Raw genomic sequence first — 25,004 nt, 5'->3', positions numbered from 1 at the left:
CAAAAACCAGATTAATTAGTTACAACATTCATTAAGGGTTGGGGAACTAAAAATTTGCCACCAGCGGATAGATATTCACTATTATTTTCAATAATCAGATCAGCAAATCTCCATGATGAAATTATTACAATTTCGGGCATATGTGTGAGCAAGATGTCATTTCCGACAACAGGAATTTTTGAAGATGGCGTAAGTCTACCTTGTCTTAATTTATTATCATCAACGGTAAAAGACAAATAACGATCAATATCCATCATTTTATTGAACACTGTAGCGGTAGCTGATGCTCCGTAAGAAGCAATCAGTTTATTTGCATTAAAAATAGGCAAAAGTACATCATGAATAGAATTTTTTAACTCAGAATAAAAACTTTGAAGACGTGTATATGTTTCAATTTCATATATTCCAAGGTCTTTCTCCTTAGCTATCATCTCTTCCACAGAATCATCAATGATCCAACTGGAGGATTTTAAGGCAGCATACCCTCTAATACTTCCACCTTTGGTACTGACCTCGTCAACACGCACAAGAGTCATACCTATTGAATCAAAAAATTTCTTCAGAGGCAAGACACTGTGATGTGCCAAATGCTCATGATAAATATAGTCAGCAACCTTATTATTAATCATGGAAAGCAGATATGAAACCTCAAAAACAAACAGACCTTCTGAATTAAGTAAACTGCGTGCATTCAACGCAAAACCACGAAGATCATCATTATGTGAAAATACATTATTTGCCGTAACAATGTCTGCAGAGCCATACTTTTCTAGAACTCTCTCAACAATTTCGGAATTTAAAAAAGATATCTCTGTTGGTATATCTATTTTCTTTGCCATACTTGCTGGAAATTCTGCAGGTTCAATACCCAATACTTTAACTCCAAGGTTTAAAAATTTAGATAGGAAGAGCCCATCATTACTTCCAATATCAATAACTAATGAATTGTGGTTGACCTTTTTATAATTGGTAAGTGTATCAACATAACGATCAAAGTGAAGGCTTAGATCCGGGGAACTACTAGATGTATAAATATATGAACCGAAAAGAATTTCTGGCGGTACAATATCAATTAATTGTGCATGACCACACTTACTGCACATATATAAATCCATAGGAAAACTGTCAAGACATACGTCTCTATCTGCGGCAAAATGAAAGTTATCAACAGGTGGGCATGATGGCATTGGAAACACCAACTTTAAATCGGTGGAGTTACAAAGTCGACAAGTTGAACGAGTTTTCATGAATAATCGAGAACAAATGAGTTAAGGATTCAAGAATAAGAGAATATTGGGTTAAAGGATCTACGGCATAGAAGAAACTATTTCTAGAAAAGTCTCCAATGAATCAAATAACTTTTTATCAGGGAAATCTGATATGTCTCTATCCCACCATCGTGAATCTATAAGCTTTTCGATGTTATTATCTGAAAATCGCTTTTTAATCAATCTGGCTGGATTTCCAACATAGACTCCAAATGGCTCAGTATTTTTAGTCACGACTGCTCCAGCACCTATTACTGAACCATGAGCAATATTGACTGATGTAAGAACAACCACATTGTCACCGATCCAAACATCAGAGCCAATATCAACTCTTGTTAAAGAATACTTTTCTGGATAATCAGTCCTTTGTTTTTTAGTAAATGATTGTCCAAAAACATGTGAAAAATCAGTATAAGAGATCTCATTATTTACAGGTCGGTCAAAAGGGTGATTTAAGGGACCAATTGAAACCCGAGAACCAATACTTGTATAGTTAGCAATCGATGCCTTACTAACAAAAGAAAATGACCCTATATTAAAATATCTCCCAATAGATGAATTTGTGAGCATAGTCATTTTACCAACGGATATTGATCCAAACAACTCGCAAGAATTTACAGAGCCATAGCTCTCTAAAGAAAGTTTACCAAGCTGGAAGTCATGATGAAGGGTTTCAAACCCTGTATTAGCCAAAGTTATTTTCACGAAGCTAGAACTGCTTAAGCTATATAATTTTAGCACAAGCGTGATTTATTATAGGTAAAAACAATGGTTATACTTTTAAGCTCAATCCTTCACTAATAGCGCAAACGAATATACCGTAAGAGATGATAATATTTACAGCAAGGCTTTTTCTCGCTAAACGATTAGAAAGGTTAAAAAAATAGAAATAACATCTAGTTCAGTCCGCACAACAAAAGAGTTCCACAAAAACGAGAGAATAATGAAAACAAAGTAAATTGGATATTTATTTTAATCACAGATAGAAACGGTGGCAATTTTCTACCTAAGCTTAGGCTTAAGCAAAAGGGTTTACTCGAGCAATAAAACACTATCATCTAATTTGGTTTGAAAAAGGAAGCGAAAATTATTTCTCGCAGCCTTGCTATATAAAAGGTGATCTAGAAAAATTCGCGAATGGGATCAAGGCTGAGTTGAAACAATATTCCGCATCAACTCTATATTTTGAATATACAAGTTTCACATGAGCAAGTCTTATTAAACTCAACAAGTTATTGGAAGTTGACAAAATCAAAGAGCAGTAGATTATCCTATAAAGAGAAGTCTGTATCTAATATCCGTCATACATTCAGCCAATTCAAGGATTAGTATTGCGCGATAATAGTTGTGTTAATAGTTGGTGCTGAATATAAATTGATCTAGTAAAGCTAAGCGATGAATAGATAGGCACAACTGCCGGGATAGGCTATGATGAAAATATAGAGTTAGGCCGCAGGACCCTAATGGCTTCTAAACCACCACCGAAAGTGTTTTTATATTACTACTTATGGCAATATCAAGCTAAAAAAATGCACGTAGCCAATGTCTAATAATGACAAGTTTGCAGGCACATTTGAATCTGCAGCAATAGATTATATCAAGCGACTTAATTCCTGCTTTTCAACTGAAATCATATTGAAAATAAAAAGGCTTTCTCAAGAACTAGAAAAAGCTTGGATTGCTCGTAGATGCATTTTTATATGTGGAAATGGCGGAAGTGCCGCAAATGCTTTGCATATGGCAAACGACTTGCACTACGGGATTGGTGCTTGCGGGCCAGAACCAAAGCTTCCAGGGCTAAGGGTGGAAGCGCTATCGGCAAATATTGGTGTTCTTACATGTTTAGCCAATGACACAGGATATGAAAACATTTACGCTCAACAACTTAGAGTCAAAGCTAATCCAAAAGATATCTTAATCGTACTGTCAGGTAGTGGGAATTCACCCAATGTTGTTAATGCAATAACAACAGCAAAAGAACTGGGAATGCAAAGTTACGCTATTGTGGCGTTTGATGGTGGTCGATGCAAAAGATTAGCTGATCAAGCCATTCATTTCCCAATTAACGACATGCAGGTTGCTGAAGATACACAACTCATTATTGGACATTTATGCATGCAATGGCTTAATGCGCACAAGCCTATCAATCTACAGTAAAGATCAAATGGCTGAAGTTGACTTCATGAGTATGCTGCACAAAAGCACTCAAAGAAATTATCTTAGTCGAGTAAATGATCCTGAATTCCCTAAAGCAAAGGCTGCTGAACTTGCTAAACAATTTGCCTTTGATTATTGGGACGGAGATCGACGTATCTGCTATGGAGGATATCAGTATTTAGAAGGACGCTGGGAAAAAGTGGCTTTTGCATTGGCTAAACATTATCAACTACATCCTAAAAGTAAGATTTTGGATGTAGGGTGCGGGAAAGGCTATTTACTATATGACTTTCTAAAAGTTATGCCTAATGCAGAGGTTTATGGTATTGATATATCAGAATATGCGATTTCAAATTGTAAGCCAGAAATTCGAAACCGACTTCGAGTGGGAAATGCCATTGATCTTCCATGGAGCGATAATACTTTTGACTTGGTAATATCTATAAACACCTTGCACAATCTTCATGTTTATGAGCTTGATTCCGCGCTACGTGAGATAGAGCGAGTCGGCAAACAAAACAAATATATTTGTATAGAAAGCTATAGAAACGAACAAGAAAAGGCCAACTTACTTTATTGGCAAGTGACTTGCGAAGCCTTCAACACTCCTAAGGAATGGATGTGGTGGTTCAAGCAAACAAATTACGCCGGAGACCATTCATTTATCTTTTTTCAATAGCACTTTATTGATCACTATTTTAAAATGACCTCACACGAAATCATTACCCCAACTAGCTGGGATTTTAGAGAGACCGAAGAGTTGTCAATGAGCAATACGTACGAAAAAGAAGGTTTTCTTATTGAATCTGCTAACAAACAATATCTCGAATTGCTCAAAAAAGACATCGAAAATGCCTATCTTGACTTTACTCGTTCATATAGCAAGATCAATACATCTCTTGAGCAAGCTCATCTAAGCATAAGCCACTCTGAAAGTAATGAACTCAGGCTATTTATCATGCAAGCTCTTTTTAAAGGCACAAATTTTCATAGAAATTACTACAATTCTGCGAAACACATTATTCACAATTTATGCGGCAATGAACTATCTATGCAAAAGAGGCCAGGTCTTTCGATAAACCTTCCAAATAATCTCAATGATGTTCTACCAATACATGCTGATACATGGAACGGAGTATCGCCATTTGAGCTGAACGTGTGGATTCCATTTGTTGATTGCTCTAATACAATGTGTCTATACATCCTCAAAAGAGATAAATATAATAGAAGGATAAAAGAGTGCAATGGTCTCCTTAAGCTCAGTTCTGATGAACTTTTTGATGAACTTTTTGATGATCTCACTTGGATACCAATTGAATATGGCAAGGTCCTAGCATTCGATCAATCTCTACCCCACGGCTTTTCAGTAAACGAAGAAAATATTTCTCATTGGTCAATAAATTGTCGCTTCAAAGGTCTTCATACCCCTTACTGGGACAAAAAATTAGGTGAATATTTTATGCCAATCACAGTTAAAAACTGTACTAGAATGGGAATGAACTATCAACACCCAGACAATTGGATATAAGATGAAAAACCAAGCTCGAGGCTATATTGCTAGTGGTGAATTTAATGGCAATCGTGTACCTCAACACCTGCAAAATCAAATCATAAAACATTATTGTGATTCAAATGAACTTGAATTTGTATTGTCGCGTGCAGAATACTGGATTAATGGAAGCACGCAATGCCAACTCTGGGCTGCACTCAAGGAGGGGTTACCGCATGTTGTATTTTTTAGCCTTTGGCAATTGCCCGTGAGCAGACAGAAAAGAAAAATGATTTACGAATACTGCATCCAAAATAATATCATCTTGCACTTCGCAACCGAGAGAATGCGTGCTGACTCTAAAGAATTAGACTTTGCCGATCTTGAAATACTTATCGAATCGCATTTAGTCATGCTCCAGGGTTCAAGCTATGAACACCTGAATGCACTCAAAGTGTTAATATAGATATAGATCATTAATTCTGTAACCAGTTTCTACGCCTGATCCTCTTCAGGCAACAAATCTAGTTCCTCTGGCGATCCCGAGATGCATGCAAACTCAATAACCTTAGACAAAGCACAAGCTTTCAGAGGTTGCGTACTCGCTTATGGGCACTTCAGTACAATCCATCCTGGCCACATACGCTACTTACGTCATGCTCGTAACCTAGGTCAGAACCTACTGGTTGCCTTAATTGGTGATAATTGCACCATCAATTATCCGTTCAATCAGCAAGAGCGAGCTGAAGCATTAAACCTACTGGGTATTGCAGATTCCGTGCTGCTATTGCAAGCCGATGAGCTGAATGAAGCCATCACTGCCCTCAAACCAGCGGTGCTCGTGCTGGGGAATGAGTACAAAAACAAGCCTGAAATTCAGCCCACTCTTGATCAGCAGCGGAAGCAAGGCGGTTTAGTGCAGTTTCATGCAGGGGAAACTCACTATGCAACAGCAGATCTACTCAGCGGCTCGGAACGCGATCTGCGCCAGCAGCGCCGCTCCCTGTTCCAAACCGCCTGCCGGCGCCAAGGCATTAACCAAAATCAGCTTCTAGACGCCATCAATGCCTGGGGGGACACTCGCTTGATCGTGCTCGGCGACACCATCGTGGACCAATACGCCGCCTGTGAAGCCATCGGCATGAGCGCCGAAGCTCCGGTAGTTGTGGTCCGCGAGCTTGAACGCAAAAACTTCATCGGTGGTGCTGCAGTGGTGGCTGCTCACATCAGCGCCCTGGGAGCCCACTGCGATTTCATCTCTGTGGTGGGGGCTGACAGCACCGCCGAGCTCGTGCGCCAGGAGCTGGCTTGCCAAAGCATCGGTGATGGCCTGAGCAGCGATCCCTCACGGCCCACCACCTTCAAAAAACGCTACGTGGTGGAGAACCAGAAGCTGTTTCGCGTCAGCCGACTGGAAGAGCACAACCTTGACGCAGCCGTGGAAGATCAGGTGATCGCACAATTAGAGCGGCTAGCTCCTGGAGCCAATGGCATCGTTGTTTCCGATTTTGTCTACGGGGTGGTCACTCCCCGCATCCTGGAGGTTGTGCAGCACCTGTCACATCAGCACAACTTGCTTCTCTTTGGGGATCTGCAATGCAGCAGCCAAGTGGGATCCATCACCCGCTTTGAAGGTTTCTCGCTGCTCTGCCCTAATGAACGGGAAGCCCGCCTGGCTCTGCAAGACAAAGACAGCGGCCTTGAGCAACTGAGTCAGCACCTTCTGCAGATCACCAGCAGTGAACGCTTGGTGATGAAGCTGGGGCCTGAAGGTTTTATTGCCTATGACCGCGCCTCCAATGGCCAACTCAACAGCCAAGCCTTTCCAGCCCTCTCTGTGAATCCGCTGGATGTAGCTGGTGCCGGTGATTCATTGCTAGCTCTTTTCGCTACTGGCCTTGCCACTGGGCAGGCGATGATGCCCACCGCCGCACTGGCCTGCTGCATGGCCGCTCTTGCCGTTGAAACCATGGGGAACACGCCCATCAGCGCTGCTGCTCTGCGCAGCAGCCTGCAGGAGGTGATGCTGCCATGAGCAAGCCCAAAGTTCTTGTCATCGGCTCCAACAGCTTCAGCGGCAGCCACTTTGTGGCGGAAGCCCTCGCCGCCGGCCATCAGGTGTATGGGGTGAGTCGCTCAGCAGAGCCGAATCCCGTTTTCCTTCCTTACCGCTGGCCGCAAGCGGGTGGCGGCGTACCCCTGGCCACTGCGGAGAATTTCAGCTTTCAAGCCATTGATCTCAACAGCCAACTGAATGCGCTATTGGACTTGATCGATCGGGTGCAACCCGAACTCGTGGTGAACTTTGCCGCACAGGGCATGGTGGCCGAAAGCTGGCTCAATCCCACGCACTGGTACCGCACCAATGTGGTTGCCCAGGTGGCTCTACACGATGCCCTGCGGCAGAAACCCTTTCTGCAGAAATACGTGCATGTCACCACGCCTGAGGTGTATGGCAGCACCGATGGGGGCTGGATCAAAGAGCACAACCACTTCGCGCCCAGCACCCCCTATGCCGTAAGTCGGGCAGCCTGTGATCTGCACCTGCACAGCTTCCATGAGGCCTATGGCTTCCCTGTGGTGTTTACCCGCGCCGCCAATGTTTATGGCCCCGGCCAGCAGCTCTATCGCATCATCCCCCGAACTCTGCTGAGCGCCCGCACCGGTGCGCCCATGCAGCTCCATGGTGGCGGCCATTCCGTACGGGCTTTCATTCATATCAAGGATGTGGTGCGCGCTACCTTGCAGCTGGCGATCGAAGGGGAACCGGGCAGCACATGGCACCTCTCCACCCAGGAGAGCTGCAGCATCAAGGAGCTGGTGGAGCAGATCTGCAACCTCGCTGGTGCCAGCTTCAGCGAACTGGTCCAGAGCAGCGAGGAACGCCTCGGCAAGGATCAGAGTTACCTGCTGGAGAGTTCGGCCATGCGCCAGGTACATGGCTGGTCTGATCAGATCAGCCTGCAGCAAGGGCTTCAGGAGACACTGGCCTGGGTGGATGCCAATCTAGCCACCCTCAAGACACTGCCCTGGAGCTACCAGCACAAGTCATGAAACTGCTCGTTACTGGTGGCTGCGGCTACAAGGGTTCCGTCCTGATCCCCCTGCTGCTGGCTGATGGTCACAGCGTGGTCAGCATCGACACTCAGTGGTTTGGCAATGCCCTGCCGGAGCACCCCCAGATCACCAACCTCAAGCTGGATGTGCGTGAAACCGATGCCATCCCGCTCGATGGCGTAGAGGCCATCATTCATCTAGCCAACATCGCCAATGATCCAGCGGTGGAGCTCAACCCCGCCTTGAGTTGGGAGGTGAATGTGCTGGCAGGCCAGCAGCTGGCTGATCGAGCCGTTCGCGCGGGCGTGAAGCAATTCATCTTTGCCAGCTCCGGGAGCGTGTATGGCGTGAAGGATGAGCCTCAGGTCACCGAAGACCTCACCCTGGTGCCAATCTCGGTTTACAACAAAACCAAAATGGTGGCGGAACGGGTGTTCCTCTCCTATGCCAATCAGATGCAGGTGCACTGCATCCGCCCAGCCACCGTGTGCGGTTTATCACCACGCATGCGGCTGGATGTGAGCGTCAACATGCTCACTTACCAGGGGCTCAAGAATGGAAAAATCACAGTGTTCGGCGGCGAGCAAACTAGGCCCAACATCCATATCCAAGATATGGCCAATGTGTATCGCCACTTTCTCGCCAATCCAGAGCTGCCATCGGGCTGCTACAACGCCGGTTTTGAAAATCTGAAAATCCTTGATATTGCCCAACGGGTGCAACAGGGCACTGGAGCCGAGATCGTAGTGAGCGAATCCAACGACCCACGCTCCTACCGGCAAGATTCCAGCAAATTGCTGGCCACTGGTTTTCAGCCGCAATTCAGTGTTCAAAGCGCCATTGATGAAATCACCACTGCCTACAGGAATGGTGAACTTCCCGATGGAGAGAATTGCTACACCGTGAAATGGATGAAACACCTGCAACTGGAGGCCAACAGCTAACGCCATGGCCATCATTGCTTCTAGTTCCACAACAGCGCTCGCTCGCATTGCCCTCACGATCCGGCAACGCACGATTGAAACCTCTGCCCGTGCCCGAATCCCACATCTGGGCTCCTGCCTCTCCTGCGTTGACTTGCTGACAGCGCTCTATTGGCAAGAACTACGCATTGACCCCAAGGCTCCAGAAGCAAAAGATCGTGATCGATTTGTGCTGAGCAAAGGCCATGGTGCACCCGTACTGTTCCAGGTGCTGGCGGAACGGGGCTTTTTCCCAATTGAGCGCCTGGCTGAATTTGGAAAACCTGGCAGTGTGTTCCACGAGCACCCACCCAAACCTGGCTTCGTTCCAGGGGTTGAAGCAGCCACTGGTTCCCTGGGTCACGGTCTACCGATGGCCCTTGGCATGGCAATTGCCCAACGCATCCAAGAAAGCAACAGCCGGTGCTACGCCCTGTTGAGTGATGGCGAATGCAACGAGGGCAGCATTTGGGAAGCCGCCATGCTTGCAGCAGGCCAGCACGTGCATCAGCTCACCGCCATTGTGGATTACAACAAATGGCAGGCCACGGGCCGCAGCCAAGAGGTGATGGCACTCGAGCCGTTAGGAGCGAAATGGGACGCCTTCGGTTGGCATGCCCAGGAGATTGATGGCCATGATCTGGCAGCGATTGGCCAGGCACTTGCTGCAGCACGAGCAGAAACCAGCAAGCCAAGTGTGATCGTGGCCCACACAATTAAGGGCAAGGGGGTGTCATTCATGGAAGACGACAACAATTGGCATTACCGCACCCCCAACCCCCAAGAGCTGGATGCAGCCCTGGCAGAACTCAAGGAGGTGCAGCTGTGAGAAATGCCTTTGCCCGCGTAATGACTCAACTGGCCAAGGAGCGGAGCGATGTGTGCCTGCTCTCGGGTGATATCGGCAACCGCATGTTTGATCACTACAAAGAGGTGGCGCCAACACGGTTCCTCAATTGCGGCATTGCAGAAGCGAACATGATGAGCATGGCCGCCGGCATGGCGCTCAGCGGCCTACGGCCAGTGGTGTACACCATCACTCCGTTCACCACCACACGCTGCCTGGAGCAAATCCGTACGGGCATCGCGTACCACGAGGCACCCGTAGTGATCGTGGGAACCGGCTCAGGGCTGTCGTATGCAGAACTTGGTGCAACCCACCATTCCCTTGAAGATCTAGCCATCCTGCGAAGTATTCCAAATCTGCAAGTGTGTGCACCCACTGATTCACTAGAACTTGAGGCTCAATTACGCGAAGCAATTTCTGAAGGCAAACCGACATACATACGAATAGGTAAGAAAGGAGAACCCGATCTACTTACTGATCATGCGTCACTGGGGATCGGCAAGGCCCATTTCCTGAAAAAAGGGGGAAAAGTTCTGCTACTCGGCATCGGTCCAATTCTTTCAGAAGCCCTGCAAGCGAGAACAATGCTGGAGAAACAAGACATCCAGCTAGCCGTCGCCAGCATGGGGAGCATCAAACCAGTGGATAACGAATTCCTTCAGCAGTGTGTGGCGGAGGGCTACAGCCATTGGATCAGCCTGGAAGAGCACCATCGAACCGGAGGACTTGGATCAACACTACTGGAATGGTTTTCTGAACAACAAATCAATACAATTAAGCTAACACGTATGGGAGTAGTCGATCATTTTGTGCACAAACTTGGAGCCCAGGAATACGTACGTGAAAGTGAAGGCATAGATGCGACTTCAATAGTCAACTTAGTGCAATCATTGTGATGTTATTAGGGCTGGATTTTGACAACACATTAGTAAGCTATGACAAGTTGTTTTATAAGCTTGCTCTGGAAAAGAATTTAATAGAAGAATCATTGCCTGAAAGCAAAACTGAAGTTCGAAACTATCTTCGAAACAAAGGGAAAGACGAAGAATTCACACTGCTGCAGGGTGAAGTATATGGGCTAAGGATTCTAGAGGCAGAGCCAGCAGAAGGAATGGTAAAAGCGTTGGGAGAGATAAATCAACTAGGTATAGCCATGGTGCTGGTAAGCCATAAAACAAAGACTCCTTACAAAGGCCCAGCATATGACCTACAACAAGCTGCCTGGCAATGGCTGGAGAAGTACAGTTTCTTTGAGGAAAACGGACTTGGATGGAGCCGAGATCAGGTCTTCTTTGAAGAATCAAAGGACGCAAAGATACGAAGAATCCAACAGATAGGCTGCACACATTATATCGACGATTTAACAGATATACTAGAGAACATACCAAATAGAATAAAAAGGATTTTATATGACCCAGGGAAGAAAAAAAGCAAAGAAGAACTGTCAAAAAAAGAATTAATAAGACTAGCTAGCTGGGAAAATCTGAAGGAGACAATAAAATGCTAACAAACGAACTAAAGAAAGAAGCAACAAGAATACTTGAAAAACGCGGCGATAAAATATTGAACCTTATAGAGATGAAGGAAAACGCAAATAGCAATGTATTCAAAATAGAAACTGAATACGATAATTTATTGATCAAGATATATCCTCATAGCAAACTAGAAAACAGGCAATCTTCAAGATTTAAAAGAGAGACGTGCTTCCTAGAATATTTGAATGCAATTAAAGTCTCAAATACACCAAAGACAATATACAAATGCGAAAAAGGCAAATTTATGATTATGAACTGGATGCAAGGCGATAATATCAGACAAATAGACGGTGAAACTCTTCGGGCAATGGCAAACTTTACAGCAATATGCAACACAGATGCAAACATACTTAAAGCCAGTAAAGTCAAGAAAGCAAAAGACTACTGGAGTAAACCTGCAATAATTGAGAATGATATAATAAAGAGGTATAAACTACTAACCAATAGACCGACGAGAAGCATGAAAGAATCCGAAATAAAAGAATTGTTGAAAAAGGTAAGTATAGCGGAACGAATCGAAGAGGAAATAAAATTATTCAGAGAAAACGCATGCAAGGATTATTGGGGGCCTGAAATGGTAAATATGATCTTATCTCAATCAGATATGAGCATAAATAACATAAAAAGAGAGGGAAAACAATTTAAATTTTACGATTTTGAATATGCAGGCTGGGACGATCCTGCAAAATTAGTAAGTGATGTTCTGAGCCATCCGGATCACAAAATTACAAAGGAGAAAGAAGAGAAATGGATAAAAGAATTGAGAACACAGGAAGTATTTAAAGACAACGGAGCAGAAAAAAGAATAAGAGATAGCAAACAACTAACTAAGATAAAGTGGCTGCTTATAATGTGCAATATTTACAGTGACAACAGATCAAAAACGTGGGGAATTGAAAAGATAGTCAACTATGCAAATGAGATATCAAAATAGGCCGCATACTAGGCGCCAACAAGGAATTCATAATAATCCTTCGTGATAAGGGCATCAGGAATGCCATCAAAATGTAATCCAAGTTGAGATAGTGCAGCGTGCAAAGTAAAACGAGAACATTGATGATTAATATAAGGACCAATAAGATACTGAACTTCTGCTAGTAACTCTGACGGTGATAACTCACGAGGCTGCAAATCCTGGATAAGTTTGGTAGACCACTGAGTAGCAAAGGAGAACAAATCAGGTGAATCAAACAATGATGTAAAATTACAGGTGAATCGTTTTGGACTAATCAAAACGGAATCGGTAAAAGCGCTTACATGCATTACAACTGTATTGATAAATAAAGTAGGACATGAGCTTAAATAATGCCAGTGAGAGATACCTGAGCCAGTACCAATAATGAAGGATGCATGCTTAAGAAGATATAATTGGTCGTTAAGGCTAACATTAGATATAGTAGATAGATCTAAGAAGTTATCGGAGATAATACAAGTAGAATTAGCGGAGAGGGAAAGACGAATAACTCCAATACCAATGGTACGGGCATATTCAACAACCAGTTCAAAGTTATCAAAATTTGAATCACGCCAACTTTGAGAGTTACCAGAATACGCTGAGTCTCTGGAATGTATAACAATGAAAGTTGGGAATAATTCTAAGAAATTCGCAATCTGTGGATGAGAAAAACCCGTTGATAAAAAATCAGATAGAGAATCATTAAATCTGGAAAAGGTTGGCAAGTTTTCAGCATATATCCTCTGCAAAGAATTAGTTTTATGAGAAGTTGATATAGGCAAAAGTGTACAGAGGTTGTGATAACCATGACGATCAAGACGCTTTAAAGAAGCAGCCCGTGTAAGTGAATCAGAACAGTAAAGAAGCTGAAGGTATCTAAAGGATGAAATTGAGTGAGATAAGTCATGAATAGTAAAGTTAGAAATGTCAGAAGATGCAACAATCTGTGCAAAGGGTAAATCGGAATACGCAGTTAGCTCTGGAGAGGGTGAGAGATATGAAGCCTGGACAGAGGAATTACTAAAAGACGGGAAGTCGATGGATATAAAGTGCTCAAATAAAAAAGAAAGATGGCCGAATGACACCCCGATATGAGGGGACCAAATTTCGGTAGAAGTCTGCGAAATGTAAGGGGGATTAGAATACATAAGCTCCATAGAATCCTTATGGACATCATCCAATGAAAGAGCCTGGTACCATCGATGACAGATACTCCAACAAAAAGGGGATAAGGAACAAGTAGCGGGAAATATATTCTTAATAAACTTAATTCTAGAAATCAGCGGTATATTTGAGTGCTCAATCAGGATAATCAAAATATTAGGGCAGTTAAAAAGGATATTATCTAAATCATTATGAAAAAAATCAATCGGGATAACAAAACTACTCTTGAAATGATGTATTGCTAGGTTGACTTTATCGACAAGTGAAAGAATCAGGGGAGAACAAGAGGTACGAGTGGATACAGAATAATTTTGAGAGTCGTAAAAAAACTCACATTCTGTGTCAAGTGTAAGGGAAGAGCTGAGATAGGAAGCTAATTTAGTTGTATTAACTAAGTGAGAACGGGTTAAAATCAAGTTAGAGTTCATATTCACAGCTACAAAGCGGAATTCAAGTATAAATGAAATTCAATAATTTGGAAAGCTAAATACGCTTTACTTGACCAGAAAGTAAGACACAGGCTATAGTAAGTCAACTATAGCATTGAGATGGACAAGTGTGTTGCGATTGTACCTATAAAATTCAGTTCGAGAAGATTACCAAATAAAAACTTTTTGTCGTTAAAAAACCAACCCCTTTGTTGGTACATATTCGATACCTTACGAAAATGCGAGAAGATTGAGCAAGTATATTGCTATTGCTCAGAGGGTAATATTTTGAGTTTATTGCCTGATGGCGTCAAATTACTATTAAGGGATCCAAGGCTTGATGGCGATAATATTAAAGCGAATGAATTATTTGAATATGCAGTCAGAAGAGTCGATGCTGACATAATTGCATTATGCCAAGCGCCGTCGCCATTTACGAAACCAGGGACAATCGATAATTGTGTAGAAGCCATAACGAACGAAGGATACGATTGCGCATTTACAGTAAAGAAGATTCAAAAGTATTGCTGGAAAGCTAACAAGCCATTAAATTACAATACAGAAGATATGGCTCAAACGCAGGATCTTGAACCAGTGTTCGAAGAGACAAGTGGAGTTTATGCGTTCAGAAAGAAAGAATATCTAGAATCCAATACGAGAATACACGGTAATTCGAAAATGATAGAAGTGGACATAAAAGAGGCAATAGATATAGATAACGAAGAAGAATTTATGCTAGCCAACCATTTATATGATTTTGACGTAACGAGCAGTCTTTCACAGAAGACATCTAACTATCAACAGTTAATGAGCAGAATCTCTGACGAAAATCTTCCGCCATTATCACAAATAAATCATATAGCATACGACCTAGATGGCGTCATAATTAATTCATTGCCTACAATGGAAAGAGCCTGGGAATCCACTAAAGAAATATTTAAAATTGAAAGCAGTTTTATTGAATACAAGAAGTATCTAGGCATGGGATTCAAGGATATTCTCAAGAAACTAGGCATAGAGGAGAACATGCATGAAGCAATCAAGGCACATTATTTCAAAGTTTCAATGGAGAATATTGAATTAACAAGTTTATATGAAGGAACAAAGGAGTCACTAACTAACTTGAAGAATAATGGGTTTATTTTGTCGCTAGTGACATCAAAAGCTAAAAATCTTACAATGAAAATAATAGAAAAATTCCATTTGAGTGAAATATTTGATACAATCATTACACCAGAAGATATAATAACAAAGAGAACAAAGCCAAACCCAGATTCTTTGCTCCAGGCTGCCTTAATAAGTCAGACTACGCCCCGTCAATCACTATATCTTGGGGACATGGAGTCTGATAGAGTAGCAGCAAGAAAAGCGGGTTACAACTTTGCTTTAGCAAGCTGGGGATACGGCCTACCAGACGACCCAAGTTCAATATTATGGTTTTCATCTCACAATGATCTAAGCAGCTACTTTATATCATCAAAAGCAGAATCTAATTAACAGTGCAATGGAATCGGAGATTATAGAAATTAAAAAAATACTCAATTTTCAGCCTATTCAAAGATCAAACAATTTGTATATTTATAGCATTCAGGATAATCAAAAAAAGGGCATTGTGCCTCTGTCAAGTATGCATACCAGCATACATGGAGCACTGATAGTATGGTTTTTAGGCTCGAAGAAATACGGAGGTGAGATTAAATGCTTAGAAATGGGAACATTTTGTGGTGCAAATATAGCAGCAATTGCAAAGAGTCTACCATATATTGAATATACAACCGTAGATATTGATATGAATGATGAGAGGCTATCTGGTTTCTATAATCTAGGCAAGGATGTAACGCAACAAATGAAAGCCAATAGAGATATACTAGTAACAGAAGAATTTCAAAATGTGTCGTTCCTCAAGATGTCAACAACTAAACTATACAGCGCTATGGCACATACAGGATTTGATTTATACTGGATAGATGCAGATCATGAAAGTTTTGGACCATATAATGATTTAAACTATGCGTTGACAACATGGAATGATGAATCAATAATTATGATGGATGACATAATACTGGAGAAAAGAAATCCGTCAATAGAAGCAATAAAATATCTAAGGCAAGATTATGAATTCGATTGTTTTATGGTACAGAAAAGGGTGGAAAGCAAAAAGTACGTTGCCGTAATACATTCAAAGAAAAATGCGATAGTAAGTTATCTTAAGAGCAAAGTATGAGGAAGATATTAGTTCATATACCAAGGCCAAATCAAAATTTTCATGTGGGGTTTGCGCTGATATCAGCTTTTAGCCTAGTAATTAAGACAAAAGCTAAAGTAGATATATTAGTGTGCGATGATTCGTACGCCGACTGTCCGGTTAAATCATTATTTGGGAAAAAGCTATATTATGGCAAGTGTAATGAATGTGAAGGTGGGATAAAATATATAGACGCATTGATAGCAAACTTTAAACATAACTTAGACATTTATGGCAGAGTCAATATTTTTAAAAGCAGCACATTTATCGAGGGAGAGAGTGAGACATCACATGAAAAGAGTATTTCAATATTAAATGAGTTTAAAAACAGTTACCTAAAAGTGGCTAGTAGCAATACTAAAGCGAATGAATACAAGAACTATGCATGGATATCAGAGCTCTGTACATTAACCTCAGCCACAGCTTATGATATAGCAAGTACTAACATATATGATGAAAATGCAATAAAGCAGATAACACTCGCAGAAAGAACCAAACGAACAGCAAGAAACTTCTTAGATGGAAAAGAATATGACACACTAATTGTATACAACGGAAGGCATACAGCAAGCAAAGCATTTTGGTCAGAATTTAAGAAGTATAATCCAAATTCAAAACACTTCATACATGAAATAGGTCTATCAAAGGACAGCTTTTCAATTTTGAATGGAGTATCAAATGAAGATCACTTTGAATTATTACCTACTGAATATTTCCCACAATCAACAGCAACAAATATAATCAATGATTGGAAAAAGTCAAGTAATAAATTATCAAGGAGAGGGCTTGAAAACTATATAGAATATATGAACTCACGCTTAGATGGTAGAAAAAACTTTTATGGGAACAAAATACCGTTTGCTTATACAAGACATACAGCAAATAAAGACGAAAAGAGCATACTAATAATGCTGTCATCATACGATGAAGTATCAATTCCATATCCGATCGACAGGGTACTGTATGAACAAAATATAATGCCAAAGCTAATTAAGTCATTGGGCGATCTTGGATATAGAGTTCATGTAAGACTTCACCCACGATCAATAACACAATACGAAAACTCGATACAAGCAAATGGGACATACAAGAAAATGGTCGAACAGATTAGATCATTAACAGAACAATCAAATATTTATCTATATATGCCTAGAGACCAAACAAGTTCATACGATCTCATGAAGAAATGCAGATATGTAATATCATTATTTAGTATTGCAGCAATTGAGGCTCAATCAATTGGATGTATATCACTGGTACACTCAAGATGCAGAGGGAATCATGCTGCAACTGGCAGAATACTAGGATTTACAAGTAAGGATGCAATAGATACAGCACATCAGTGGCTAAAAGAATATAAAAATAAAGCAGAAAATCAAGAAGTACTTAGGAAAACCAGATTAGAGGCAAGAAAGTTTCTAGGAGAGGACTTATTTAAATTTTCGTATAAATTGCCAGGATTTGCACATTTTTCGCCATTCGAAAATAATTTATGGCAAAAAACAGTAGAAGAAGCATCATACAACAGAGACTATTACAATAATCCACTAATTGACAAATTAATAGATAAATACAATGAAGAGGGTTTTAAACCAATTACTGACATGCGTAATAGTTGATGTTTATGCTGACACGTGGGCCGAGGTCAAAATTTGAAGGATAACTAATAGAGTGATAGCTCCTATTATTACTAGTGAAAAGAAAGATACAAGCAGAAGAGAATGGGATTGGATATTCAAGAGAATTGTTCATAATATAAGCCTCTTCATTAGACCTGAAAAAGCGGTAGCTTTCATGTGAATAGGTAGATGGAGGGTTGAATGAGGAAGATTTGGGAAACCAGAAGGACGTACCTAGCTTGGGATGGTTTTCTTGAACTGAATCAGGCAAATATATCATTAATGATGCAATCTTATCACTACGATCTAAATGAATAGGTATCGATGAACCAGGAAGGAGAATTGAAAATTGAATATTGGGATAAATAGAAAGAGTATTTACATTTCCTCCTCTTTTCATGTCGGATGAAATAAATGGCGCAAGGTCATCATGTTGAATTGAGTTAAAATCTGACTTAGAAAAACCTGTGATACCTTGTAGTTTATCAAAAGCACGTTTAGAGTTCAAAATAAGAGGGTAAATAGTATCCAGCCATTCTTGAGAATAGAAATACGCTAAAATAATGCGCAAGGGTTCGGAGTCGTTATACAAATCATTAAAATGAGTAATATGATAACGTGGTTCGTATCGTAATTTTGATCCAATTTGATCTTTTTGAAAAAGAGATCGATCTATTGAGAGTATAAGATCGCGGATTTGTCGACGGTCAAAGTTAATAGTTGCGGAAGAATCAAGACAAAAGAGAGAATGCATTGCTCTAAATTGTTGAGATAATTGTGCTTAGATCAGAAATCGAATAATAAGCGATATCAGAAGATTGAATAGAAGTTGAATGAATAGTTTGACCTAATACAAAATTAATACGATCAATAAAGGGTAGAAAGTATGGCAATCCACCTGCAATCATATTATCTGAGGGATCTAATAACAAGCTACTTGGAATCAAACCTATTATTTGTGTATGTTCTGAGGTAAATAATCCTGCATTAATGAGTGAGCTTCCTGCCTCAGAAACAACCACATCAGAATTTGCCAAGATGTGAATTAGGTCCTCTAAGGAATGCTCCACAGGATCTAGAGAAATGAAACCAAGAGATTCCAGATAAGCAGTAATTTCGGAAATATTGTGAACACGAGACTGAAACGAACCTGTTCTGATAAGGAAGACTTTTTTATATCGAGCTAAGTCATTGATTGACTTACTCGTTGAAGAAAAATGATTGATTTTTGGAAGCCAAAAGTTTCTCCAAATAAAGTGACTAACGAAAGTATTAGACTGAAAAAACTGAACAAGGTCTTGAAAATATATGATCGAAGAAGTATGAGTTTTAAAGGACAAAAAATCTTCGTTGATAGTAAAGTCGGGATATGAATTCAATCCAGTAGATTTTGAGAGCCGAGCCAAAAACTGAAACGAAAGCCTAATAGACTGCTTTATATCAAGCGGAAGGATAGATACAGTGCTTAAGTTGTAAAAATAAGGAAGAGAAGAAACTAAGCTTGTAATTGACAATGAATCATAACAGAAGTGGCCAAAGTGATTATTATCACTCAACAGGATAGATGGACAATCAGTATTGGGACATTGTCGAACAAAATTGCGGTTATCTAAATGGAAAGAAGAGTGATCTAGCTGGGTAAAAAAAGGATATTTAGAATACCAAAAGGAAGAGGATCTGGTAATAAGATACTCATCATTATCATGCCATATTGGTATTAACAATGGCTCATTATTGGGCCAAATATAGGACAATAAATCTGCTCGTCCTCTACGATAATATACAGAATGTTTTGAACATAAAAGATTTGAGAAAATATTGTGATAAATAGAAGCAGATAAAAGTTTATTTTTTAGGAGTCGTTGGGCCGAAGCTATTAGTACATGGAGATATTCGCGGTATGCTGATAATCGAGATAGGTCAATTAAGGGAATAGATGATTCATCAAGGGACTTGTAATTAATTTTCATTAGTTATAACTCCCTCTGCATCATATTTAACTCTTGATTTTGATTGATCCAACTTAGAGGATGGGGTAAAAAGACGGTCACCTAAGCGGAAAGCTGTATTAGGATTATTTTCAATCAGAGACAACAGAGGTACTATTATTAATCCTCCATTTACGGCAATGCTGATAGATTCAGAGTTTTTAGTAACAATTAGTCCATAGCAATACGGATGAAAGTAAGAAGCAGAAATAAATCGTACATGCTTTAGAGTGACTTTAGTGTCATTAATAAATGACATGGCGCCAGGGTAGGGGTCATCAAAAGCATTACAGAAATCTGCAATTTGCTGACCATCCCAATCCCAATTAATCCAAGCACACTGGGAGGTACTTAATCTTGGAAAATATAGTGAATGAGACCATTTAGGTTGTTCACTGCACTCACAGATAGGCTTGTTGTCACATATATGGTCATGTGTAAAGATTTTTAGAAACTTAAAAGCTAAGTTATGATTGTAATTTTCGAAATCTGCGGGATACTGAAAATTTTTAGGCAGAGTATAATTTTGGTATGCAACCACTAAGCCTCGATCAACCTTGTGAGTGATCTGTTGAATGAAAAGTCCTCCAGAGAAATCTCGATTTAGAATTTGCCAAGTGAAGTGAGCACCTCCAATATATTTAGGAAGTGGGATACCATTAAAGTTAAAAATACGTCCATCAAAGATCTCTAAGATGGATGAACTAAATATCCAAGCAGGTCCAAAACACAAGCAGAGTCTATTATGTTTTGATAGCATTTCAAGAGCAATATGGTCATCATTTATGTCAGAGGAGACTACTGCACGTACATTTATATCATTTAGACGCGAAATCAATAAATCATCTGCATGCCTGGGAGCGAAAAAAACAACAACGTCAAGACCAAGATGTGTTAGTTCTTCGGCATAGTCAATCATCAGAGAGCCGCCACCAATTAAAGAAATTCCACCATCAGCTGGAAGCTTAATTTGATGGAGCTTGCGGAACGACAAAATTATTTCGTCAGTCCTACTGCCTACCGTATCAACCCAGTGAGATTGGATTTTACCGGCAACCACCCAGCCTGCTTTTAGAAACGATTTATAGGAACCATGGTTAATGCTATAACAGCCTGCTGTAAGCGACTCAATACCTAGAAAGTTAATAGAGTAGCTAGTAATGAGCTGTATAGCTCTTGTGCCATAGCCTTTTCCCCATTCACTAATCTTACCTATCATCAAACCGACGGTAGCGTGTTTATGAAATTCGTTGATTGGGCCAATTTTGATATTTCCAATATGAACATGATCAACATTAAGGAAGATGCCAAAGATCAATTCATTACTTTTTTCACTATTCAAATCGTTTATATATTGTCGGGTACTTTCAATAGTATGAACTATATGCCTTGACTCCAAGAAACGATTTACTTTTGGAGAATTAAGCCAAGACACATACTCAGAAGAGACATCATTAACATCAAGACGTCTGAGCGTTACGACTCCATCTGATATATTTTGTGGAGATATAATTTGAGGTAAAGACATTAGGAAAAAGAAGGTACTAATTTGACAAGACCTTTAGCCTGCCATTCAAGAATATAATCTAAGAGAAGCTCATAATCAATTTCATACTTTAAAGAAATATCTAAAACACTCATTCCTGAATCTAGTTCTCGTGAAAGACAGTTCATAAGTAAATTCCAAGTTTTTTCATTGCGACTATTGCCCTCATGAGATATGCCTGGCTCGGGGGCCTTCCGATATAGATTATACTTAGGATTTGACAAGCAAAATAGGCCTGGCTGAACATAAGAAGCACACTTATTACTTTCAATTATAGTAATCATACGTTCAAGGATTTCATATGTTTCCATCAAATTCTTCGCTGAAAGCCTATCTGGAGTATCAAAATCTGTATGATATTCAGAAAATGGATATCTAGTAAGCGTGACGGTGGGAATCTCGATCCCAGGGGCTTCGAATACACTTTCATCATTACCATAATATGAACGATAGGGAAAGGATTGACAAACGTCTGCATAGCAGGAAGAAAGTACAGCTGACTTTGCGACGCGATCAATGTCTGCATCACCTGTAAAACTATTTTGAATCTTTATTTGAGAGTCGTTGCCGACAGACTTCAGAAGAATTGAGGACTTAATGGTTGTATTTGAGAGAGATAATTTTTCTAGCCAAAACATAGGGCCAAATAGCTCTGGTGCAATTAACAACCTATACGTATAATAATTATTGCTTTTAGAAAGTCTATATATAAAGAGTGCTAAGGCTACAGCACAGCCGGAGATATCGTCATTTGCTTGAAAAGGATGGCAGTTATGTGCATTTATAATAATCTCTTCATTTATTTGCCCCTGAATTTTGTAATCCAGTACGGTCATTTGGGAAGTATATCTCAAGGTTTCGATATACACATCAAGGTCTTCATCGGGAAACTTTTTTAATATCTCCGAAGGTATGGAGAGCCCCCATTTCGCTTGCTCTCCAATTCTGTATAAGCGAGTCCAGTCATAAACAGTGGCACCAGGTAGATCGTCACGCCAAGCACAGTGACTTAATAGATCAGCCTTAGAAACGGTACCTTGAAAAGAAGGTGATAAATAAGCGCATCCAAGGGGACTTGATTTTAGGCAATCGTAAATGAGAGATCCCTTATAGGAAACTGTAGCGGTTAATGGTTTCCAACCTGGAGGAATAACCCATCCACGGAGCTCAGAACCAGAATCAAACTCATGGAGAGTAAAATCAGCAAATTGTAGAAAGATATCTAAAGCAGCTTTTGAATCTTCGCCTACAACAGAGTAATTAAAAGGGTAGAGCTTCTTAGCTATATCCTTAATTAAATCACCTGATACGTTAGTACTCATAATTATGGAGTTAGCGACTGAAGCTGGTGTACATTATAGACAGTCACAAGTGACTTACATCTAAATATATTATTTGATAAGAAAAAAACTCAATAAGAATACAAGATATCCTAAAAATAAATCAATAGAATTCAATGGATCGATGAGCATGTAAAAATTAATCTCGACAAGATTGGCATAGACAGAAGAAAACATATCAGTTATTGACTATATCCATCAATGTATGCACAACTCTGTTCTGATCGTTTATGGTAAGTCCAGGGTATATTGGAACTGACATTGATATTTGTGAATATTTTTCAGCAACTGGGAAATCTCCAACTTCAAAACCTAAATTGCGATAATAAGGATGTAAGTGGCAAGGTACATAATGCTGTTGAACACCTATATTGAAATATCGCATTTGATCAAAAACATGGGCAAGAGATCTCTCCATGGAGTCTATAAGTTGAATAATAAATAAATGATTTGACGAGGCAACATTGTCCGGCACCTGATTATAGCGAACAGGAACATTAGACAACAAATCAATGTAGTTTTGGCGAAGCTTTTGCCTTTCTATAATGATATCATCTAATCTTCTAAGTTGACTGAGACCCAAAGCCGCCTGAATGTCTGTCAAACGATAATTAAATCCCAACAACTGTTGTTCATAATACCAGTTTCCTGGCTTTTGATAAGCAAACTCATGAACTTGTTTGGTTATTCCATGAGATCGTAAAGACAACATTTTCTGATATAGGTCTTTTCTATTAGTTGTAATTGCACCTCCTTCTCCAGTAGTGATAATTTTTACCGGATGAAAACTAAATACAGAAATATCACTAAATTTACATGAACCTACCTTACTATCTTCGAAAGAGCCACCAATAGCATGGCTTGCATCCTCAATAATAGAAAAATTAAATCTTAGAGAAAGTTGATGCAATCTTCTCATGTCAACAGATGTTCCAGCCAAGTGTACTGGTATGACAACATCTGGAAGGGAAGAATTTTTTGAAGCCAGTTCTAGTTTTGCTTCAAGTTTGTCTAAGCACATCAAGCCAGTTGTAAGATCTATGTCAACAAAATCAACTTCTGCACCGCAATATCTAGCACAATTTGCAGAAGCTACAAATGTAGTAGGAGATGTCCATACTAAATCCCCTTTTGATACATTTAGGGCTAAACAAGCAAGATGAAGAGAACTAGTTGCGTTAGTCGTAACGAGGCAATATCGAGATCTTACATAGCGAGAAATAGCTGCTTCAAATTCAGGTACGATTATGCCTTGTGTTATATTCTGATTCTTGAGAACATCCACCACACACTCTATATCTGCTTCTGTGATGTCGTGACAACCATATGGGAGGAAGTCAGTGGAATCAAGACGATCGGTCATTACCTAGAGTGCACATTTATATTCTTATCAATAAGATCTCTCAGCTGTTCAACGGATAAGAAATCAGGATTATCTTTAGAATTATATGAAAAGTTTTCTGGAACTTTAGAGACACTTAGATTTGAGTATTGATTAGATAGATACTCTTCATCATAAAGACTGCTAGACGGCATTATTGAATAATAAGGGCCAAGATCAAATGTATATTCTGAATCAGAACTAGTGATCATTTCTTCGTGAATTTTTTCTCCTGGTCTAAGCCCAACAACCTTGATTTTTGAATTAGGTGCAACTGCTTTTGCAACATCAAGTATCCTGTAACTTGGTATCTTAGGTACAAAAATCTCACCTCCAATGGAATTCTTAATGGCCCAATAAACCATTGCGCATCCACTAGAAAGTGTAATATTAAATCTGGTCATTTCTAAACTTGTAATCGGTAAAATATCATCATCTGAGAGGGACATAAAAAAAGGAATTACAGAGCCTCTTGATCCCATTACGTTTCCATAACGTACTACTGAAAAACTTAGATCTCTAGAGCCTACAAGGTTATTTGCAGCAATAAATAGTTTATCTGCACACAGCTTTGTAGCACCATAAAGATTAATAGGAGCAGCAGCCTTATCGGTGCTTAAGGCAACAAGTTTTTTTACCTGCGAATCTAAACAAGCTTGAACTAAATTCTCTGAACCAATCACATTTGTCTTGATAAATTCAATTGGTTCCTTTTCACCCGCGGGAACATGTTTTAAAGCAGCTGCATGAACGACAGTGTCAACTCCTTCAAGAGCTCGACACAACCGGTTGCGGTCACGTACATCCCCAAGATAAAATCTAAGCTGAGGAAAAACATCAGCTGGATATAGTTTTTGCAACTCCCACTGTTTTAATTCGTCTCGGCTGTAAATAATTATTTTTTCAATTTCCGGAGAATGCTTAAGCAAATAATTAATAAAAGCCTTTCCAAAAGACCCTGTGCCTCCGGTAATTAAGATCCTTTTCATAAAACTTCCTAGATATCTAATCTTACCACGCCAA

At 40.1% G+C, this 25,004-nt stretch carries 23 protein-coding genes; 14 read left to right on the top strand and 9 right to left on the bottom strand.

Annotated elements, in window-relative coordinates; translation table 11 throughout:
* Nucleotides 1-11 precede the first annotated feature (11 nt).
* Together AAXE93_RS06770 and AAXE93_RS06765 are read right to left on the bottom strand one after the other, a co-directional pair.
* Nucleotides 12-1,247, bottom strand: a complete 1,236-nt coding sequence (locus tag AAXE93_RS06770; RefSeq protein ID WP_390129352.1) for a methyltransferase domain-containing protein — start codon at nucleotides 1,245-1,247, stop codon at nucleotides 12-14.
* Between the two features lie 60 nt (nucleotides 1,248-1,307).
* Entirely contained in the window at nucleotides 1,308-1,973 is a 666-nt protein-coding gene (locus AAXE93_RS06765) for a CatB-related O-acetyltransferase (protein ID WP_390129349.1), read from the bottom strand.
* Between the two features lie 837 nt (nucleotides 1,974-2,810).
* Between AAXE93_RS06765 and AAXE93_RS06760 the strand changes: the two genes are divergently transcribed.
* From AAXE93_RS06760 to AAXE93_RS06710, 11 genes are all read left to right on the top strand, one after another.
* The gene (locus tag AAXE93_RS06760) at nucleotides 2,811-3,425 is read left to right on the top strand and encodes an SIS domain-containing protein (RefSeq protein ID WP_390129346.1); all 615 of its coding nucleotides are present in this window, start codon (nucleotides 2,811-2,813) and stop codon (nucleotides 3,423-3,425) included.
* 7 nt (nucleotides 3,426-3,432) lie between these two features.
* Nucleotides 3,433-4,104, top strand: coding sequence for a class I SAM-dependent methyltransferase (locus tag AAXE93_RS06755; protein ID WP_390129344.1), 672 nt, complete (start codon nucleotides 3,433-3,435; stop codon nucleotides 4,102-4,104).
* Between the two features lie 24 nt (nucleotides 4,105-4,128).
* On the top strand, nucleotides 4,129-4,953 hold the full coding sequence (locus tag AAXE93_RS06750; protein ID WP_390129342.1) for a sporadic carbohydrate cluster 2OG-Fe(II) oxygenase: 825 nt from the start codon (nucleotides 4,129-4,131) through the stop codon (nucleotides 4,951-4,953).
* Nucleotide 4,954: 1 nt separating this feature from the next.
* Nucleotides 4,955-5,380 (top strand): LIC12192 family sporadic carbohydrate cluster protein, encoded by a 426-nt coding sequence (locus tag AAXE93_RS06745; RefSeq protein ID WP_390129338.1) that lies wholly within the window; start codon nucleotides 4,955-4,957, stop codon nucleotides 5,378-5,380.
* A gap of 81 nt (nucleotides 5,381-5,461) precedes the next feature.
* Nucleotides 5,462-6,949: a PfkB family carbohydrate kinase gene (locus tag AAXE93_RS06740; RefSeq protein WP_390129335.1), complete on the top strand. Its 1,488-nt coding sequence runs from the start codon at nucleotides 5,462-5,464 to the stop codon at nucleotides 6,947-6,949.
* Nucleotides 6,946-7,968, top strand: coding sequence for an NAD-dependent epimerase/dehydratase family protein (locus tag AAXE93_RS06735; RefSeq protein WP_390129333.1), 1,023 nt, complete (start codon nucleotides 6,946-6,948; stop codon nucleotides 7,966-7,968). Before AAXE93_RS06740 ends, AAXE93_RS06735 begins: the two co-directional genes overlap by 4 nt.
* Entirely contained in the window at nucleotides 7,965-8,915 is a 951-nt protein-coding gene (locus tag AAXE93_RS06730; RefSeq protein WP_390129330.1) for an NAD-dependent epimerase/dehydratase family protein, read from the top strand. Before AAXE93_RS06735 ends, AAXE93_RS06730 begins: the two co-directional genes overlap by 4 nt.
* Before the next feature lie 4 nt (nucleotides 8,916-8,919).
* On the top strand, nucleotides 8,920-9,762 hold the full coding sequence (locus tag AAXE93_RS06725; RefSeq protein WP_390129327.1) for a transketolase: 843 nt from the start codon (nucleotides 8,920-8,922) through the stop codon (nucleotides 9,760-9,762).
* A 20-nt stretch (nucleotides 9,763-9,782) separates the two neighbouring features.
* Complete coding sequence (locus AAXE93_RS06720; RefSeq protein WP_390129323.1) at nucleotides 9,783-10,676, top strand: transketolase family protein; 894 nt, start codon at nucleotides 9,783-9,785, stop codon at nucleotides 10,674-10,676.
* Nucleotides 10,676-11,287, top strand: coding sequence for a hypothetical protein (locus tag AAXE93_RS06715; protein WP_390129321.1), 612 nt, complete (start codon nucleotides 10,676-10,678; stop codon nucleotides 11,285-11,287). Before AAXE93_RS06720 ends, AAXE93_RS06715 begins: the two co-directional genes overlap by 1 nt.
* Nucleotides 11,281-12,249: a hypothetical protein gene (locus AAXE93_RS06710; RefSeq protein ID WP_390129319.1), complete on the top strand. Its 969-nt coding sequence runs from the start codon at nucleotides 11,281-11,283 to the stop codon at nucleotides 12,247-12,249. Before AAXE93_RS06715 ends, AAXE93_RS06710 begins: the two co-directional genes overlap by 7 nt.
* Before the next feature lie 8 nt (nucleotides 12,250-12,257).
* Here the strand turns inward: AAXE93_RS06710 and AAXE93_RS06705 are convergent, their stop codons facing one another.
* On the bottom strand, nucleotides 12,258-13,862 hold the full coding sequence (locus AAXE93_RS06705; protein ID WP_390129316.1) for a TIGR04372 family glycosyltransferase: 1,605 nt from the start codon (nucleotides 13,860-13,862) through the stop codon (nucleotides 12,258-12,260).
* Between the two features lie 120 nt (nucleotides 13,863-13,982).
* Here AAXE93_RS06705 and AAXE93_RS06700 point away from each other — a divergent pair, with 120 nt between their 5' ends.
* Genes AAXE93_RS06700 through AAXE93_RS06690 form a run of 3 tightly spaced genes read left to right on the top strand, consistent with a single transcriptional unit; the run spans nucleotide 13,983 to nucleotide 17,726 of the window.
* On the top strand, nucleotides 13,983-15,359 hold the full coding sequence (locus tag AAXE93_RS06700; RefSeq protein ID WP_390129314.1) for an HAD hydrolase-like protein: 1,377 nt from the start codon (nucleotides 13,983-13,985) through the stop codon (nucleotides 15,357-15,359).
* A 7-nt stretch (nucleotides 15,360-15,366) separates the two neighbouring features.
* A complete protein-coding gene (locus AAXE93_RS06695; RefSeq protein ID WP_390129311.1) occupies nucleotides 15,367-16,086 on the top strand; it encodes a class I SAM-dependent methyltransferase in 720 nt (239 codons plus the stop codon).
* Between the two features lie 44 nt (nucleotides 16,087-16,130).
* Nucleotides 16,131-17,726 (top strand): hypothetical protein, encoded by a 1,596-nt coding sequence (locus AAXE93_RS06690; protein WP_390129309.1) that lies wholly within the window; start codon nucleotides 16,131-16,133, stop codon nucleotides 17,724-17,726.
* Here AAXE93_RS06690 and AAXE93_RS06685 read toward each other — a convergent pair.
* From AAXE93_RS06685 to pseB, 6 genes are all read right to left on the bottom strand, one after another.
* Nucleotides 17,704-18,480, bottom strand: coding sequence for a hypothetical protein (locus tag AAXE93_RS06685; RefSeq protein WP_390129306.1), 777 nt, complete (start codon nucleotides 18,478-18,480; stop codon nucleotides 17,704-17,706). The genes AAXE93_RS06690 and AAXE93_RS06685 overlap by 23 nt on opposite strands.
* Before the next feature lie 4 nt (nucleotides 18,481-18,484).
* Nucleotides 18,485-19,696 carry a glycosyltransferase 61 family protein gene (locus AAXE93_RS06680; RefSeq protein ID WP_390129303.1) on the bottom strand — a complete coding sequence of 404 codons (1,212 nt, stop codon included), beginning with the start codon at nucleotides 19,694-19,696 and terminating at the stop codon, nucleotides 18,485-18,487.
* A complete protein-coding gene (locus tag AAXE93_RS06675; protein ID WP_390129301.1) occupies nucleotides 19,686-21,242 on the bottom strand; it encodes a GNAT family N-acetyltransferase in 1,557 nt (518 codons plus the stop codon). The genes AAXE93_RS06680 and AAXE93_RS06675 overlap by 11 nt, the downstream gene beginning before the upstream one ends.
* On the bottom strand, nucleotides 21,242-22,582 hold the full coding sequence (locus tag AAXE93_RS06670) for a DUF4910 domain-containing protein (protein ID WP_390129299.1): 1,341 nt from the start codon (nucleotides 22,580-22,582) through the stop codon (nucleotides 21,242-21,244). Before AAXE93_RS06670 ends, AAXE93_RS06675 begins: the two co-directional genes overlap by 1 nt.
* Nucleotides 22,583-22,778: 196 nt before the next feature.
* On the bottom strand, nucleotides 22,779-23,963 hold the full coding sequence (gene pseC, locus AAXE93_RS06665) for a UDP-4-amino-4,6-dideoxy-N-acetyl-beta-L-altrosamine transaminase (protein WP_390129296.1): 1,185 nt from the start codon (nucleotides 23,961-23,963) through the stop codon (nucleotides 22,779-22,781).
* Nucleotides 23,963-24,970 carry a UDP-N-acetylglucosamine 4,6-dehydratase (inverting) gene (gene pseB, locus AAXE93_RS06660; protein ID WP_390129293.1) on the bottom strand — a complete coding sequence of 336 codons (1,008 nt, stop codon included), beginning with the start codon at nucleotides 24,968-24,970 and terminating at the stop codon, nucleotides 23,963-23,965. Before pseB ends, pseC begins: the two co-directional genes overlap by 1 nt.
* Nucleotides 24,971-25,004 lie beyond the last annotated feature (34 nt).

It is taken from the genome of Synechococcus sp. HIMB2401 (assembly GCF_042883245.1).
Lineage (GTDB): Bacteria > Cyanobacteriota > Cyanobacteriia > PCC-6307 > Cyanobiaceae > Parasynechococcus.
The sequence above is the reverse complement of the archived record's forward strand: the minus strand, read 5'-3'. Positions and strand labels throughout refer to the sequence as shown.